Source organism: Paenibacillus sp. FSL H7-0918 (assembly GCF_038007025.1).
Taxonomy (GTDB): domain Bacteria; phylum Bacillota; class Bacilli; order Paenibacillales; family Paenibacillaceae; genus Paenibacillus_AQ; species Paenibacillus_AQ odorifer.
Genome location: NZ_JBBOWJ010000001.1, coordinates 1,053,694 through 1,070,977, shown reverse-complemented (window position 1 = coordinate 1,070,977; position 17,284 = coordinate 1,053,694). Strand labels below are relative to the sequence as shown.

Genomic DNA, 17,284 nt, shown 5'->3' with positions numbered 1-17,284 from the left:
ACGGAGAGGAAGCAAATCAATGTTGGAAAATATGAAAGGCGCCATCTTTGATCTGGATGGCGTGATCGTAGATACAGCCAAATATCATTATTTGGCGTGGGCGAGTCTTGCAGATGAGCTTGGCTTTAAATTCACGGAGGAGGATAACGAGCGGCTTAAAGGTGTGAGCCGGATGAGATCGCTTGATATCCTGCTGGAAGTGGGTGGCCTGGAATTTAAGGAAGCAGAGAAGCTGGCAATGGCGGAGAAGAAAAACCGCCTGTACGTAGAATACATTTCTCGGCTCGAGGAATCGGAGCTGCTGCCTGGAGTGAAAGAATACCTGACAGGAATGAGATCACGTGGGATTGGGATTGCGTTAGGTTCAGCCAGTAAGAACGCTGAGTTTATTTTGAATAAGCTGAACATTACAGACTTATTTGATGCAGTTGTTGACGGCAACAAAGTGTCACTAGCCAAACCGGACCCAGAGGTGTTCCTGATCGCGGCTCAGGAGATAGGCTTGCAGCCGGATGAATGTGTTGTGTTTGAAGATGCTGAGGCAGGCGTTCAAGCAGGTAAAGCTGCTGGGATGAAGGTTGTAGGTATCGGCAAACCTGAGGTGCTGAAGGAAGCAGATCTGGTCGTTAAAGGATTGTATGAGCTGCTGACAGACTAAAGCTCTAAATGAACATGGGACCGACTCCAAAGTAGCGGATGACTTTGGGGGCGGTCTTTTTTTGTGCAAAGTCTCTGTATTTAGCTGGCTCAGACTGTCTATCGGACCTCATAGTCGCTATTAGCCAAAATTACGCTCATTTGAGAAGATATCGGACTCCATAGTCGCTAATGGCTCGAAAAGCCCTCGTATCGCGCATGTTTGGAACGAATAACGCCTCTGGAGTCCGAACCTCCCCGTAAAAGCAGGAATTTGTTCAAATAGCTGCATCTGAGTCCGATAGCTTATCATGAAAATAGTGTGTGTTGGAATGCAAAACGTCGAATAAGTAGCTGAGCTGCACATTAAGTAATTCAGATAGTTAGTCTAAAGCTCAGACGGAGATCGGACCCCCATAGTCGCTATTAGCCGTACATTAAGTAATTCAGAAAGTTAGTCAAAAGCTCGGACAGTGTATCGGACCTCATAGTCGCTATTAGCCAAAATTACGCTCATTTGAGAAGATATCGGACTCCATAGTCGCTAATGGCTCGAAAAGTCCTCGTATCGCGTATGTTTGGAACGAATAACGCCTCTGGAGTCCGAACCTCCCTGTAAAAGCCAAAAATCAGCCCAATAGCTGCATCTGAGTCCGATCGCTCAACGTGAAGAGGGTGTGTGGGAATGTAAACGCTGAATAAGTAGCTGAGCTGCACATTAAGTAATTCAGATAGTTAGTCTTAAGCTCAGACGGTGATCGGATCCCATAGTCGCTATTAGCTGCATATTAAGTAATTCAGAACGTTAGTCAAAAGTTCGGACAGTGTATCGGACCTCATAGTCTTTATAAGTAATAATCCGGCTCATTTGAGAACCTATCGGACTCCATAGCCGCTATTGACTCGAAAAGCCCGCGTATCGCGCATGTTTGGAACGAATAACGCCTCTGGAGTCCGAACCTCCCCGTAAAAGCCAAAAATCAGCCCAATAGCTGCATCTGAGTCCGATAACTCATCGTGAAGAGGGTGTGTGGGAATGTAAAACGCCGAATAAGTAGTAAGTCGCACATCAAGCAATCCAACGCACAGTAAGCACCACCATCGCACATCAAGCAACCCAACGCCCTACAACGCCACCATCGCACATCAAGCAATCCAGACGCCCAACAGACAAAGTACATTCATGTATTGAAGTACTTGAGTATTCAAGTGTTCAAGAACATACATGGCACTTCTTCCATATAGAGTTCATTTCTCCTAGCCTCACGCAGTGTCCTTTACGTCGCCTCCCACTTTTTCTGTTTGCGGTTTTTAAGAGTTCCGTTGATAGAGTTGCGAAGTGGAGGTTTGGAGCTGGAGAAACGCCAGTGGTCGCCTTTATCCTCGGATTTCTACCGCTCAGCGGTATAAAATCAGGAAATCTGAGGATAACAGCGATCGTAAGCCCAAACGCTCTACGTAGTGGCGGACATATCATCATGCTCTTTTTATCCGCCCAACAGAAAAAACTACATACAAATGAACATAAAAAACTTTAAAATAAACATATGTAAGCGTTTATCACTTTGATATAGTTATTGAACCCGGAGGTGTATCTCGATGTTGTCTAGGCTGATTAGGCCGATTTTGAAGCTAAACGTCAAACAACAGCTTATCCTGCTGTTTCTGATTATGATCTCGCCGATTCTGTTTTTGAACATTTACGGGAATATGAAGGCTGAGCAAATTCTGAAGCGCCATGTGACGAATGCTTATGTAGAGCTGAACAAGCAAAACTTCACCATCATTAACCGAGATATTGATACCGTAAATAAAATTACTACCACTGTAATTCAAAATCCTCTGATTCAACAGATTAATATGACGGGTTCGGATACCATTCTGGAGCGGGTTAAACGTTATGAGACGATAGAGAAGCTGTTGGTCAGTTACTCGCAGGGAGCGGAGCGTGGGGACGGCATCTATTATTCCCTTTATATATACGATCCCGAGGATTATTATTTTTTTGCACCCAATTTCCCACAGGTTAAGAAGGCGGGGGTATATTTCTTTTCCAAAGCGGAAGAGCCCTATTGGTTCGAGGAGGTTGTCCAGAAAAAGGGTCGCGGATCTCTAAAATTTACAGGGAAGCTAAGTGCACAAGCGGAAAACTTGAAGACTCTTACCTATATGAGAGCTGTCAATAACATCTCCAGAAAAGCTGAGACCATTGGGGTTTTAGTCATTACCAAAATGGACGCAAAAATCGGAGAATCCCTTAAATCCATATCGTTGCCTGATGGTGATATTTACTTAACAGATCTGGATAATCGTGTACTCGCTTCTACTACGAATAATACTGGTGAGATCATTACGCTGCCGGAGACGGTCGTTGCTGAGGATTTGGAGGGAACCGTGGATGTTATTACCTCGGATTTTATTTATGTGGTCAATAATAACCATGCCTTAGGACAGAAGCTAGTCTACAAAATCGCCGTAAAAGCGCTGCTGCAGCAACAAAACGAAATGAAAAGTGTGATTCAATACATAACTGTGGCCTATGCTGTTTTTGGATTAATCATGATTACTTATTTCTGGCGTTCATTAATGACGCCTTTGCAAAAGTTAGCTTTTTTCGTCCGGAAGTTTGAGCCAGGCAATCGTGTCCCTGAGACGCCAAAAAGAGGGAGTAACGATGAGGTCAGTGTGCTGATTGGCTCTACCTATGACATGGCCCGCAGGCTAAATGGACTAATTACTTATAAATACCAGATGGAGCTAAAACAGAAGGAATCACAGCTTCAACTGCTCTATCAGCAGATCAATCCGCATTTGCTCTACAACACTTTGGAGAGTATTTACTGGAAAAGCTCGCTGGAAGGTAACGTTGAATCCGCCGAGATGATCAAGGAATTATCCAAGCTTATGAAGATTAGCCTCAGTCGGGGAAGGGAGCTGATTAGCCTTGAAGAAGAGCTGGAGCATGCAACGGCCTACATCAAGCTGCAGCAGCACCGGTATGATTATATATTTCGTGTAGTAATGGAGATTCATCCAGATACGAAAAGAAATCTAATTCCTAAAATTACCCTGCAGCCGTTAATTGAGAATGCTATTATTCATGGTGTCAAAAATATGGGCGAGGATGGGGAAATCATCATTAGCGCAGTTTGTGTGGACGATACCGTCGAGATCACTATTGAAGATAATGGCTATAAGACTGTTGATTATCAGGCCATCGAAGCTGTGCTGAATGACGACAGTCCAAATCCGGCCAGCGGTTACGGGATTCGCAACATTAACCAGCGTATTCATTTACACTTCGGCTCTGATTATGGCATCAGCTATACCCCTCGTAAAGAGGGCGGTACATTGGTGACGGTTAAGCTTCCGAAATCAGAGAATCAGGACTAAGGAAGGGGAGCATACAGATATGTTCAATATATTAGTTGTGGATGACGAACCCTTGATTTGTAAAGGGCTGAGCAATTTATTAGCTTCTTCGGGGTTAAACATAGACCATATTTATACAGCAAACAGTGGTTTTGAAGCGCTGGACTGCATTCGGATGGAGGAAATAGACCTGCTCGTTACTGATATTCAGATGGGTGCAATGAGCGGGATTGATCTAATGCAGCATGCAAAATTGGCCAAACCCTGGGTACAGACCATCGTGATTTCTGCACACGAGACGTTTCAATATGCGCAAATGGCCGTTAGGCTTGGAGCGAAGGATTATTTGATCAAACCTTTGAATAGTGAGCAATTTCTGGATTCGGTGCGAAATGTGCTGCTTAAGATGGGGAAACCATCACCAGAATTGGATATTTTCATGTCAGGAATTAACGAAAGCTTTCGGCTGGAAGAGCCGCTTCCGGAATACAGCAAGTTATTGAATGAGCTGCTCATTGAGCCTGAAGGTGTACTGTGTGATGCAGAACGCTTGCAAAAGCTGGATAACCTGAAGCTGCAAGGGCCGTATTTTTCCGTCTTAAAAATTAAGGTACCTCTGGCTGGAACGAATCAGGAGAAGCACTACACCCTGCGGGACAGACGGCTTCTTTGTTATGCCGCGCTGAATATCGCCAAAGAGCTGATGGATCAGGAGTGGAACTCGACAGCCTTTTACGCAGAGGATGAAGAGATTACGATCATTATTCAGTGGGATGAAAAAAGCTATGAAGATTCGTCTGCCAGCCAAATTAATAGGCTAGATATCCTTGGCCGTAGTCTTCATTTTAATATTCAAAAATATCTGCACTTAAATGCAGTTATCGGCATCAGCCAGATTCTCAAGGGTCTTTCTTTTATGGCTGTATTGAACCGTCAAGCCTCCAAAGCCATTCTCTGGAATAATGAACACAATGACCATTATGTGTTTTACTACGGGGATTTTAATTGGAACAGCTACACAACCGATCCTTCAGTAGAAGAGCTTCATACACGCAGCAATCTGATTGTAGAGAAAGCGAGAGAGTATATTGACGAGAACTATGCGCAAAAAGGATTAACCATCCATGAAGTGGCTAAGAAAAACCATGTCAGCCCCAATTATTTGAGCTATCTGTTTAAGAAAAATACAGGTTACAACCTGTGGGAATATGTAATTAAGCTGCGGATGGAAGAAAGCCGGGAGATGATTTTGAACACAGATCTTCGCAGATACGAAATCGCCGAGCGTGTAGGTTATGAATCACCGGAGCATTTTAGTAAAATTTTCAAAAAATATTATGGGATTAGCCCCAGTGAATTGAAGAAGTAAAAACACATACTACTTCGGTAGATTTAGACATGTTCAGTACAACCCTCATTTTCTACAATTTAAGGTAGGAAGCATTTTGCGAAAAATGCTGAAAGAAAAATGGAATGAGGGAGCCTGATGAATCAAACCGCAGTTGTATCCGAAAATCCGCCGGCGCTGAAGGGTACACCTTACAAGCAAAACCGCTGGAAGAAAAACTTTTGGGGATATATGTTCCTCGTACCTGCTGTGATTATTTTTGTAATGTTCTTGTGGGTGCCAATTTTTAAAGGCTTGTTGTACAGCTTCTACCATGTTGATTTTGTAAAAGGGAATAGCTTTGTTGGCTTTGAGAACTATGCTAGAGCCCTTAGTGATCCGGATGTTTTGACCGCGTTAAAAAATACAGGGTATTACATGCTTCTATGTCTTATTATCGGGTTCTGGGTTCCGATTGCTTTTGCTATTATGATCTCGGAGCTGAGAAGGTTTGGGGGCTTTGTGCGGGTAGCGGCTTACCTACCTTTTGTAATGCCTGGTGTGGTGCTATATGGACTCTGGAGATGGCTTTATGATCCTGTGGGCCCAATCAATGCAGTATTAAGCTCGCTTGGTGTGGACCAGGTTGCCTTCCTGACAGATACAAGGTGGTCGATGATTTCCCTTGTTTTTATGGAGACGTGGCAGCAGTTTGGATCAGGGATGTTAATATACTTGGCTGCTGTACTCAGCATTCCGCGGGATTGGTATGAAGCAGCTGAGATTGATGGGGCGGGTGTGTGGGCACGTATAAAGTACATCACATTGCCTTCGCTACGTAATTTGATCATTTTGATGTTTATATTACAGATTATCGGGACTTCACAAGGGTATCAGTCACAAATGGCGCTGCTTGATGGTGGGCCGAATAATACTACGCTTACCTATGCGCTGCTGATCGTAAAATATGCTTTTACGCGACTCGATTATGGAACAGCGACTGCGCTTGGCATGCTAATGTTCATAGTCCTAGGTGGTTTGGGCATTTTACAGTTCAAGCTTAACAAGGAGGACAACTAAGATGAAGAGCGCAGATAGAGGGATTCTCTCAGAACATGATTTGAAAAAAACAAGCAATAAGATCTTTTATGGCTTGATGTGCGTGGTTATTTTGATTATGGTGTTTAGCATGCTGTATCCGATTTGTATGACGTTATTTAACGGACTGAAATCGAATCAAGAGGTGAACTCATTCCCACCGCATTTTTTCCCGCAGGAATGGCACTTCAGCAACCTTAAAGAAGCGATGAGCTACATTGATCTGCTGATGTTCCTTAAGAACACTATTTATATTTTTGTGGGGAATATGGTCGTGACACTAGTCGTATTGGGAATGTCTGCTTTCAGCATTTCTCGTATGAATGTTCCTTACAGAAAGGCAATTTATTTCTTTTTCCTGATGACATTGTTTATTCCGGCGACCAGCTACATGATTCCCAACTTTGTCAATCTAAAAGAGCTTGGATTACTGAATCAGTACGCTGCCTTTTGGCTGCCGGCTGGTGCGAATACATTCTATTTTCTACTCTTAAAGAACTTTTTTGATGGGATACATCCTGAAATTTTTGAAGCCGCGCGGATTGACGGCTCCTCTGAGCCGAGAAGCTTTTTCTCCATTGCAGTGCCATTGTCGGTTCCGATATTTGCTACGCTGGCGATCTTTATCTTTTCTACTGCATGGAATGACTGGTTCTGGCCATCTCTGGTTATGCACAGTGAAGAGAAATATACGCTCGCGACAGCAATCTATAAATACGTTATTAATGTAAAGGCACTTAATACGAATATTAAATTCGCTATCCTATTTATCGTATCGTTGCCGCCGATCCTTGTCTTCCTGATCTTCCAAAAGTTCATTATGCGTGGCGTCGCATTATCAGCAGTTAAGGGATAAGCGCGGATCGACGAATTTAGTCACGGATCGTAAACATGCACATGAAAGGAATATAAATGCACCTCGTTTGTAAACGATTTCTCTTTTATGATCGATATGTAAGATAACTATGAATTGAAAAGGGGAGTTTCAATGCGTAAGTACTCTAGCGTGCTACTAAGCCTCCTTGTGGCCGGATCATTGTTAACCGCATGCGGCGGTAACAACAATAACGGAAACACAACAGGAAACAAGGAAGGGGAAGCGACTACTGCGCCAACGAATGCTGCAACAGATAATGCTGGCAGTGCTACAGCAGCGCCAACTGATGATATCACACAAAGAAAAGTGACCATCAAAATTCACTATCCAACCCCTGACCTAACCGAAGTTAGAGCACAGGAAGATGACAAGATCAAACGTTTCCAAGAGGAGTATCCGAATGTTGAAATCGTCAAAGACGATTGGCAGTACAATGTAAGTGAAATCGGCATCAAAATGGCAGCGAATGAAGCTCCAACCTTCTTTAACACTTACGCTACAGAAGCAAAATTCCTAGTTGAAAAAGGCTGGGTAGCTGACATTACGGATCTGTGGAATAAATACGAATTTAAGGATCAAATTAACCCGGTTCTCCAAAACCAATTTATCATTGACGGAAAAGTATTCGGCGTTACTCAAAAGGGTTATGTAACAACCACAATGATCAACAAAAAAATGCTGGATGAAAAAGGCGTTGCTGTTCCATCTATGGATTGGACTTGGGATGATATGCTGAATACCGCGAAAGGTGTAGCTGATACCAAAAAAGGGATTTCCGGTATTGCTCCAATGGGTAAAGGGAATGAAGCAGGCTGGAACTGGACCAACTTCCTGTTCGAGGCTGGCGGTGAAATTCAGAAGATTGAAGGCGGTAAGGTTGTAGCTACTTTTAATTCTGAGGCTGGGATTAAAGCGCTGGATTTCTACAAGAAACTTAGATGGGAAGCAAACGCGATTCCTCAGGACTGGGCACTGGGCTGGGGTGATGCTGTAGGCGCATTCCAACAAAGTCGTACAGCAATGGTAATGGCTGGATCTGACGGTGTTATTGAGCAAGCGTTGAATCAAGGCGGTCTGAAACCAGAAGATGTACTTACGTATCCAATGCCTGCGATGGAAAAAGGCGGAAAACACACTGGGGTACTTGGTGGTGACTACCTTGTAATCAATCCAAATGCAACACCAGACGAGCAAGAAATGGCATTTCGTTATATTACATTTGATTACTTCTCCGATAAAGGTCTAGAAGCACTGGATGCGGTTCTGCAACAACGTACAACGGATGGCAAATACTTTATTCCGCCGCTCTTAGATTACTATTCTGCAGATTCTGACTTCGGCAAGAAAACAAAAGCTGTGTATGATAAATATACAAATGTATATCAATACAGCCCTGATATTTTAGGCTTGCTGGACGGTAAACCGGAAGCGCAATACAATACACAGGACTACTACGCAACCATGTCCAATGTAATACAAGAGCTGTTCTCCAAAAAAGGAACAGATTCCAAGACACAGCTTGAAGCTGCTGCCAAAACAGTGCAAGAGAAATTCTTCGATACAATTAAAGTAGAATAGGCAAGGAAGAACAGAACCGGCTCCTTTAGGAGTCGGTTTTTTTATGTTTATATTATTGATATTTTTATAAATCAACCCAACGGATGGCTTCCGACTATTTTTTAGAGGGTCATGAGAAAAATAGAGTGTCAACAAAATTAGATTTGCATTTTTAAAATATTTTTGCGAGCGGAAAGGTAGAAAATGGGTATCGGTTCTTGTCTTTTTAAACATAAACTTTAGATTTAAGGAATAATACAGCATAAATAATGGTAAAAAACCTATAATATGATCGAATGAAAGCGCTTTGAAAACAAATCAAAAAAACTTTATACTTTGTGAAAGATTTCACTATACAAGGTGGAAATGATGTGATAAGATAAATGTGTAGAGAAAAACAACCTAAAAATTGACAGGAGGACGAGGGAGATGGCAGTTAAGAACGAAGTCGCCGCCCAAGTTAAACAAACTACCGCTGAAGAGTATATTCAGACTTTGGTGGATAAAGCGAAAAAAGCACATGAGGCATTCATGGCGCTGGATCAAGAGCAAGTTGACACAATCGTTCATGCAATGGCGTTGGCTGGACTCGACAAACATATGTACCTCGCTAAATTGGCTGTAGAAGAAACTGGCCGCGGGGTTTACGAAGACAAAATTACTAAAAACATCTTCTCGACAGAATATATCTGGCACGGAATTAAATACGATAAAACAGTAGGCGTTATTGAAGACAATGCTTATGAAAGCTTCCAAAAAATTGCTGAGCCCGTCGGAATTGTAATGGGTATCACACCGGTAACCAACCCTACATCCACCACGATGTTTAAAGCGTTGATTTCGATTAAGACACGGAACCCTATTATATTCGGTTTCCACCCATCTGCGCAAGAGTGTAGTGCAGCAGCTGCTAGAATTCTTCATGATGCGGCTGTAAAAGCTGGCGCACCTGAGAACTGTATCCAATGGATTGAAATGCCAACGATGGACAAAACAAACGCTTTGATGAACAACCCTGACGTTGCACTTATTCTCGCAACAGGCGGTTCTGCAATGGTAAAAGCAGCTTATAGCTGTGGTAAACCAGCTCTTGGCGTAGGTCCTGGTAACGTACCTGCATTCATCGAAAAGAGCGCGGATATCGATCAAGCCGTAACGGACATCATTCTTTCCAAAACATTTGATAATGGTATGATCTGTGCTTCCGAGCAAGCTGTTATTATCGAAGAACCAATCTTCGATCAAGTGAAAAAGAAAATGATCGCTAATGGCTGCTACTTTGTTAACAAAGAAGAAGCTGCCAAACTGACTAGCGGCGCTATGAACGTTGATAAATGTGCAGTTAACCCAGCAATCGTAGGACAATCCGCAGTGAAAATTGCTGAAATGTGCGGCATTCAAGTTCCTGCCGGCACTAAGATTCTGGTAGCAGAACTTGAAGGTGTAGGCACTAAATATCCATTGTCCGCTGAAAAATTGAGTCCTGTGCTTGCTTGCTACAAAGTTAAAAACGCAGATCAAGGTATTGAACGCGCAGCACAAGTTGTTGAATTTGGTGGTATGGGCCATAGTTCGGCTATCCACTCCAACAACGAAGAAGTAATCATGAAGTTCTCCAACCGTCTGCAAACAGGACGTATTCTTGTTAACTCGCCTTCCACTCATGGTGCGATCGGCGATATCTATAACACTAACATCCCTTCGTTGACGCTGGGCTGCGGATCTTATGGTCGTAACTCCGTGTCGCAAAACGTTACAGCAATCAATTTGATCAACGTGAAAAGGGTGAATCGTCGTACCGTGAATATGCAATGGTTTAAAGTACCTGACAAGATCTATTTCGAAAAAGGCGCTACTCAGTACCTGACCAAAATGCCTGATATCACACGTGTCGCAATTATCACTGACCCAATGATGGTTAAGCTTGGATATGTGGAGAGAGTTGAACATTACCTGCGTCAACGCCAAACTCCTGTAGCGATCGAAGTGTTCTCGGAAGTTGAACCAGATCCATCGACAACTACAGTTGAAAAAGGTACAGCAATGATGAACAGATTCCAACCGGACTGCATCATCGCACTTGGCGGTGGTTCCCCAATGGATGCTGCAAAAGGAATGTGGTTATTCTATGAACATCCAGACGCAGACTTTAACGGTCTGAAACAAAAATTCATGGATATCCGTAAACGGGTTTACAAATTCCCTAAACTTGGAAACAAAGCTAAGTTTGTAGCGATTCCAACTACTTCGGGTACGGGTTCGGAAGTAACATCTTTCGCAGTTATTACCGATAAAACAACTGAACAACACACTAAATATCCTTTGGCTGACTACGAGCTAACTCCAGACGTAGCTATCATTGATCCAGAGTTCGTATATAGCTTGCCAAAAACTGCTGTAGCTGATACAGGTATGGACGTATTGACACATGCCATCGAAGCTTATGTATCTGTTATGGCGAGTGACTACACGGATGGTCTGGCAATTAAAGCAATCCAATTGGTATTCCAATACCTTGAAAAATCGGCTCTTGAAGGCGACAGAGTTGCCCGTGAAAAAATGCATAACGCATCAACACTTGCTGGTATGGCCTTTGCTAATGCTTTCCTGGGTATTAACCACAGCTTGGCGCATAAATGGGGCGGTCAATATCACACTGCTCATGGTCGTACTAATGCGATCCTTATGCCACACGTTATTCGTTACAATGCTAAGAAACCTACGAAGTTCGCTTCGTTCCCTAAATATTCACACTTCGTAGCTGACGAGCGTTATGCAGAAATCGCCCGTATTCTGGGATTGCCAGCTCGCACAACTGAAGAAGGTGTAACTAGCCTGATCAATGCTATTCGCGACATGAACAAAAAACTGGGTATCGAAGAATCCTTCCAACAATTGGGCTTTGATCCTAAGGATTTTGAATCCCATGTAGATTACTTGGCTGACCGTGCATTTGAAGATCAATGTACAACTGCCAATCCTAAGCTGCCACTGGTATCTGAACTTGCAGATGTATACCGTAATGCTTTCTACGGAAGATTTGATAATTAATATTTGGTTAAGTAGATAATAGGATGGTTGTGGATTAGATATAAGTGACAAATATCACCCGAAAGGTGATATTTGTCACAGTCTATTTATAGAAAATAAACTAAAATGTTTATATAAACAACGGTCCCATATATGGAACAATGATTGTGAATTTTCGAACAACCATGTTTTTCTTGGGATCACGAGACACGGGATCAACCTTCAAGCCCGCGATCTCTACAAATATAATATAAATATAGATGGAGGGATTTAGCATGTCGGTGATTGAAAAAGATGTACAAGAAGTGAAATCCGGTTGGAGAAGTTTTGCAAAAGGTAAATGGTCCAGAAAAGTTGACGTTAACAACTTTATCGCAAGCAACATTAAGCCTTATGAAGGAAACGAAGAATTCCTCGTAGGACCTACTAGTAACACAACTGAACTGTGGAAGATTATTTCCCAATTGAGCAAGGAAGAAAGAGAAAGAGGCGGCGTATGGGATGTTTCCCTAGATACTGTCTCCACAATCACTTCACATGCTCCAGGCTACATTGACAAGGACAAGGAACAAATTGTAGGCGTACAGACTGATGCTCCTTTCAAACGTTCCATCCAGCCATTCGGCGGGATCAAGATGATGGTTGATGCTACGAAGGCTTATGGCTTCGAGCTTCCACAAAACATCGTTGACATGTTTACGAACATTCGCAAAACGCATAACCAAGGCGTATTTGATGCATATACACCAGACATGAGAGCTGTGCGTAAATCCGGCGTAATTACAGGTCTTCCTGATGCTTACGGCCGCGGACGCATCATCGGCGACTACCGCCGCATTGCTCTGTACGGTATTGATTTCCTCATTAAAGACAAAAAACAACAACAAACTGAGCTTGAAGTAGATTCCATGACTGAAGATATCATTCGTTTGCGTGAAGAGCTGTCTGAGCAAATTCGTGCACTTGGCGAATTGAAAGAAATGGCAGCTGCTCATGGTATGGATATTTCCAGACCGGCGACCAACTTCAAAGAAGCTACTCAATGGGTATACTTCGGATATCTGGCAGCAGTTAAAGAGCAAAATGGTGCGGCGATGTCCCTGGGCCGTGTGTCCTCTTTCCTGGACATCTATGCAGAACGCGATATTGCTGAAGGTACTTTGACTGAAGAACAAGTACAAGAAATCGTCGATCATTTCGTAATGAAACTGCGTATCGTGAAATTCTTGCGTACACCTGACTATAATGATCTGTTCTCCGGCGACCCAACATGGGTAACTGAATCCATCGGTGGTATGGCTGAAGACGGAACAACTCGTGTTACTAAGAACAGCTTCCGTTTCTTGAACACCCTGTACAACTTGGGTCCAGCTCCGGAACCAAACTTAACTGTACTGTGGTCCGAAAAATTGCCTGAAGCCTTCAAAAAATATTGTGCTAAGGTTTCCATCGAAACTAGTGCAATTCAGTATGAAAATGACGATGTAATGCGTCCATACTGGGGTGAAGATTATGCGATTGCTTGCTGCGTATCTCCAATGCGTATCGGTAAACAAATGCAGTTCTTCGGCGCTCGTGCCAACCTGGCAAAAGCATTGCTGTATGCTATCAATGGTGGTATAGACGAAAAATCCGGAGCACAAGTTGGACCGGAATTCCCAGCGATCACTTCTGAATATCTGGATTATGACGAAGTAATGAAACGTTTCAAACCGATGATGGAGTGGTTGGCTAAGACTTATGTTAACACTTTGAACATCATTCACTATATGCATGACAAATATTCTTACGAACGTATCGAAATGGCGCTGCATGACCGTGACATTCTGCGTACGATGGCTTGTGGTATTGCTGGGCTGTCCGTTGCAGCTGACTCACTAAGCGCAATTAAATACGCCAAAGTAAAACCTATTCGTAACGAACAAGGTATTGCGATCGACTTCGAAACCGAAGGCGAATTCCCTTGCTACGGTAACAATGACGATGCTGTAGACAGCATCGCAGTAGAATTGGTTGAAACCTTCATGACTATGATCCGTAAAAACAAAACATATCGTGATTCTGTACCGACTCAATCGGTACTGACCATTACTTCGAATGTAGTGTACGGTAAGAAGACAGGTACTACACCTGACGGACGGAAGAAAGGTGAACCTTTCGCACCAGGTGCTAACCCAATGCACGGACGTGACAAGAAAGGCGCCTTGGCTTCCCTGAACTCTGTAGCTAAACTGCCTTACTCCGATGCACAAGATGGTATCTCTAATACGTTCTCCATCGTACCTAAGGCACTTGGTAAAGACGAGGATTCCCGTAAGTCTAACCTGGTACACATGATGGATGGATACTTCCATAACAACGCTCAGCATTTGAATGTTAACGTATTTAACCGTGAACAGCTGATGGACGCTATGGAGCACCCAGAGAACTATCCACAATTGACTATCCGTGTATCCGGTTATGCAGTTAACTTCATCAAGCTGACTCGTGAACAACAAATGGATGTAATCAACCGTACATTCCACGGTTCGATGTAATTTGTTCCTGTCATGAAGATCTTTGAATTAGTACTACTATTGAAATAATTGCAAGGAAGATACCGCCCTTGTCTCAAGGGCGGTAATATCTTGTTTGAGAATTGTTAAAATTTTAAATTTTATTGCCGCGATATAGGGATATGACAGTCTCAAGGACAGGGATCTTCATCGTTGAAAAAGGGACTGTTAGTCTGTCGTGGCGAAAGGATGACATCCTATGATTAAAGGTCGCATACACTCTTTGGAAACCTTTGGAACCGTTGATGGACCTGGTATTCGATTTGTCTTATTTATGCAAGGCTGCTTGCTGAAATGTCAGTATTGCCATAACCCTGATACTTGGGCTTTAGATGAAGGTAAAGAAATGACTCTAGAAGAAGTACTTTCGGAGATCGAGCCATATATAAACTACTATCGTTCATCCGGTGGCGGGTTAACTGTATCCGGTGGAGAACCAACCTTGCAGGCGCAATTTGTAAAGCAGTTATTCACGGAAGTGAAGAAGCGTTGGAATCTGCATACCACATTAGACAGTAATGGTTACAACGAAGGTGACAAGATTAATGACTTATTGGATGTAACAGATTTGGTTATGCTTGATCTGAAGCATATTGATGAAGAAGCGCATATCAAATTAACCGGTAAATCCAATGATCGAACTTTGAAGCTTGCACGCTGGCTCTCAGACCATAATCGTAAGATGTGGATCCGACATGTATATGTTCCTGGTATTCATGATCGTGAAGAGGATCTCATTAACTTAGGTCGTTATATTGGAACCTTAAATGGCGTCGAGAAATTCGAAATCTTACCTTATCATCAGATGGGTATCTATAAATGGGAAATGCTCGGCAAAGCTTATGAACTGGATGGAGTACCTTCTCCAACAGAAGAAGAAGTGCAACGGGCATATCGCTTGGTCGAAGAAGGTCGTAAGCAAACGGCATTGGTATAATAGATATTTATTTTTAAGAGAGACCGTACCCTCAGTGGTTGATCACTGAAGGTGCGGTTTTTTGTTATGAGGAAGTAAAAAGGGAGGGGTTAAAGCTCCTCTGAGGGGGAATTTTATATTATTCCTAATAAAGACATGCTATAGTTACACGTGGTTTATGGGGTAGATAATAAATAAATATGTCAGGTAATATGACTAATTTAATATTTTAATTAAATGTTTTAAAGAAAAACAAACTTTTGTGATGAGAAAAACAAATGAATAAAGCGATTTAACATTTTGATGTTATAAAATATAACTTATCATGTAGTTGATTCCGCTTACATTAGAGATTTTTATCCCTATAGTGGATGAATCTTAACCTTACGATAATGAAGTCTGTTTTCTATAATAAGAAGTGTAAAGCACATCAATATATAGGGAGGGTCACAAGAAATGAAAAAAAGTATGACTTTGCTATTGTCCCTGATTTTCGTATCATCAGCTTTACTGACTGGTTGCGGAGGCAACAACAATGCGTCTTCTAACAAAGGAGATGGAAACGCTACCGCGACTAACTCAGCCGCTACAAATGCTCCAGCAACAGAAGAACCGGTAAATAACGAGCCATTTGAAATGACGATTCGTCACACTCAAATCGGTGCAGACAAGCAGAAACGTCTGGCTATTCTCGAAGAAGTAGTTAACAAAGTACAAGAGGATGTACCGGGTCTGACCTTTAAACTCGATGGGGTAGATTCAGATGTAAACCGTAAAGAAAAATTGCGTGGTGAAATGGCTGCGGGTAATCCACCGGAAATCTTCGATCTGTTCGGTAGCCCTGACTCCAAGATCTATGCTAAAGAAGGTAAATTACTTGACCTGACTCCAATTCTTGAGGAACTTGGAATTAAGGATAAATTCTCAAATCTAGATCCTTTCACTTATGAAGGAAAAATCTATGGATTGCCTATCGGTGGTTCTGGTGAAGGTTTCTTCTATAACAAAGAATACTATACAAGCAAGGGCTGGAAGGCTCCAACAACATTTGCTGAATTGGAACAACAATTGGCTGATATCAAGGCTGATGGAAAAGTACCTTTGGCTGGTGCATCCAAAGCTGGTTGGGTACCACTTATGTTAGCTAACCACCTGTGGTCACGTTATGCAGGTCCGGATGTAACTGCTAAATTTGCAACAGGCGAAGCTAAATGGTCTGATCCAAATGTAGTAAAAGGATTTGCGAAATACAAAGAATGGGTTGATAAAGGCTACTTCAAAAAAGGCGAACTTGGCTTTGAATATGCTGAATACACAACACAATTCACTAGTGGTGAAGCGATCCTGCTGTATGATGGTACTTGGAAATCCTCCGTATTTAAAACGGGCCAATCTGGCGAAGGTTTGATTGGTAAAGTTGGATTCTTCAACATCCCAGCAGTTGAAGGCGGAGCGGGTGACCAAACTGCATTGATGCGCGATGTGAACAATGGTTATGGTTTCTCTGCATCTGCTGAGAAAGATCCACGTCAATTGGCTGCTGTGAAATCTTTTATTAAAAACTTATTTAATGAAGAAATGCAATTGCGCGGACTTGTTGAAGATGGTGTATTGCCAGCAATGAAGATTGACCAAAACGTATTGAATGAGAATATTACTGATGATCTGATGAGCGAAATCGTAGGTGTACTTAACAACTCACAATCTTCGTTCCCAGCATTTGACTCTCTTGTTCAAGCTGATGTAACTACAGAAATCAGTAACATTCAAATTCAAAAACTGATTGGCGATCAGACGACTCCTGAGAAAATGGGCGAAGCTTTGCAAAAGGTACAAGAAGAAGCAAACGCAGCAGTTGAATAAATAGCTGCAAACTGAATGTACCCTGGTGCTAAATCCAGGGTACATTTTTAAAA

General features: G+C 42.5%; 10 protein-coding genes. All 10 read left to right on the top strand.

Features of this window, described 5'->3' with window-relative positions; translation table 11 throughout:
- Positions 1–19: 19 nt before the first annotated feature.
- The 10 genes from pgmB (at position 20) to MHI15_RS04965 (ending at position 17,231) form a co-directional block, all read left to right on the top strand.
- On the top strand, positions 20–658 hold the full coding sequence (gene pgmB, locus MHI15_RS05010) for a beta-phosphoglucomutase (protein ID WP_076130680.1): 639 nt from the start codon (positions 20–22) through the stop codon (positions 656–658).
- 1,577 nt (positions 659–2,235) lie between these two features.
- A complete protein-coding gene (locus tag MHI15_RS05005) occupies positions 2,236–4,029 on the top strand; it encodes a cache domain-containing sensor histidine kinase (RefSeq protein ID WP_076193077.1) in 1,794 nt (597 codons plus the stop codon).
- A 19-nt stretch (positions 4,030–4,048) separates the two neighbouring features.
- Positions 4,049–5,377: a response regulator gene (locus MHI15_RS05000; protein ID WP_076278412.1), complete on the top strand. Its 1,329-nt coding sequence runs from the start codon at positions 4,049–4,051 to the stop codon at positions 5,375–5,377.
- A 210-nt stretch (positions 5,378–5,587) separates the two neighbouring features.
- Positions 5,588–6,415 carry a carbohydrate ABC transporter permease gene (locus MHI15_RS04995; RefSeq protein ID WP_370510708.1) on the top strand — a complete coding sequence of 276 codons (828 nt, stop codon included), beginning with the start codon at positions 5,588–5,590 and terminating at the stop codon, positions 6,413–6,415.
- A 1-nt stretch (position 6,416) separates the two neighbouring features.
- Positions 6,417–7,289: a carbohydrate ABC transporter permease gene (locus tag MHI15_RS04990; protein ID WP_076278411.1), complete on the top strand. Its 873-nt coding sequence runs from the start codon at positions 6,417–6,419 to the stop codon at positions 7,287–7,289.
- A 132-nt stretch (positions 7,290–7,421) separates the two neighbouring features.
- Positions 7,422–8,888 carry an ABC transporter substrate-binding protein gene (locus MHI15_RS04985; RefSeq protein ID WP_076129626.1) on the top strand — a complete coding sequence of 489 codons (1,467 nt, stop codon included), beginning with the start codon at positions 7,422–7,424 and terminating at the stop codon, positions 8,886–8,888.
- A gap of 408 nt (positions 8,889–9,296) precedes the next feature.
- Entirely contained in the window at positions 9,297–11,918 is a 2,622-nt protein-coding gene (gene adhE / locus MHI15_RS04980; RefSeq protein ID WP_036682925.1) for a bifunctional acetaldehyde-CoA/alcohol dehydrogenase, read from the top strand.
- Between the two features lie 254 nt (positions 11,919–12,172).
- Positions 12,173–14,434, top strand: coding sequence for a formate C-acetyltransferase (pflB, locus tag MHI15_RS04975; RefSeq protein WP_248548410.1), 2,262 nt, complete (start codon positions 12,173–12,175; stop codon positions 14,432–14,434).
- Positions 14,435–14,651: 217 nt separating this feature from the next.
- The gene (gene pflA, locus MHI15_RS04970; protein WP_036682920.1) at positions 14,652–15,389 is read left to right on the top strand and encodes a pyruvate formate-lyase-activating protein; all 738 of its coding nucleotides are present in this window, start codon (positions 14,652–14,654) and stop codon (positions 15,387–15,389) included.
- Between the two features lie 435 nt (positions 15,390–15,824).
- Positions 15,825–17,231: an extracellular solute-binding protein gene (locus MHI15_RS04965; protein ID WP_076129628.1), complete on the top strand. Its 1,407-nt coding sequence runs from the start codon at positions 15,825–15,827 to the stop codon at positions 17,229–17,231.
- Positions 17,232–17,284 lie beyond the last annotated feature (53 nt).

What these genes read in the sequence shown, in the direction of transcription:
- MHI15_RS04995 (WP_370510708.1), top strand. Translation starts at nt 5,588, where the DNA reads ATGTTCCTCGTACCTGCTGTGATTATTTTTGTAATGTTCTTGTGGGTG.
- MHI15_RS05005 (WP_076193077.1), top strand. Translation starts at nt 2,236, where the DNA reads ATGTTGTCTAGGCTGATTAGGCCGATTTTGAAGCTAAACGTCAAACAA.
- pgmB (WP_076130680.1), top strand. Translation starts at nt 20, where the DNA reads ATGTTGGAAAATATGAAAGGCGCCATCTTTGATCTGGATGGCGTGATC.
- MHI15_RS04985 (WP_076129626.1), top strand. Translation starts at nt 7,422, where the DNA reads ATGCGTAAGTACTCTAGCGTGCTACTAAGCCTCCTTGTGGCCGGATCA.
- pflA (WP_036682920.1), top strand. Translation starts at nt 14,652, where the DNA reads ATGATTAAAGGTCGCATACACTCTTTGGAAACCTTTGGAACCGTTGAT.
- pflB (WP_248548410.1), top strand. Translation starts at nt 12,173, where the DNA reads ATGTCGGTGATTGAAAAAGATGTACAAGAAGTGAAATCCGGTTGGAGA.
- MHI15_RS05000 (WP_076278412.1), top strand. Translation starts at nt 4,049, where the DNA reads ATGTTCAATATATTAGTTGTGGATGACGAACCCTTGATTTGTAAAGGG.
- MHI15_RS04990 (WP_076278411.1), top strand. Translation starts at nt 6,417, where the DNA reads ATGAAGAGCGCAGATAGAGGGATTCTCTCAGAACATGATTTGAAAAAA.
- MHI15_RS04965 (WP_076129628.1), top strand. Translation starts at nt 15,825, where the DNA reads ATGAAAAAAAGTATGACTTTGCTATTGTCCCTGATTTTCGTATCATCA.
- adhE (WP_036682925.1), top strand. Translation starts at nt 9,297, where the DNA reads ATGGCAGTTAAGAACGAAGTCGCCGCCCAAGTTAAACAAACTACCGCT.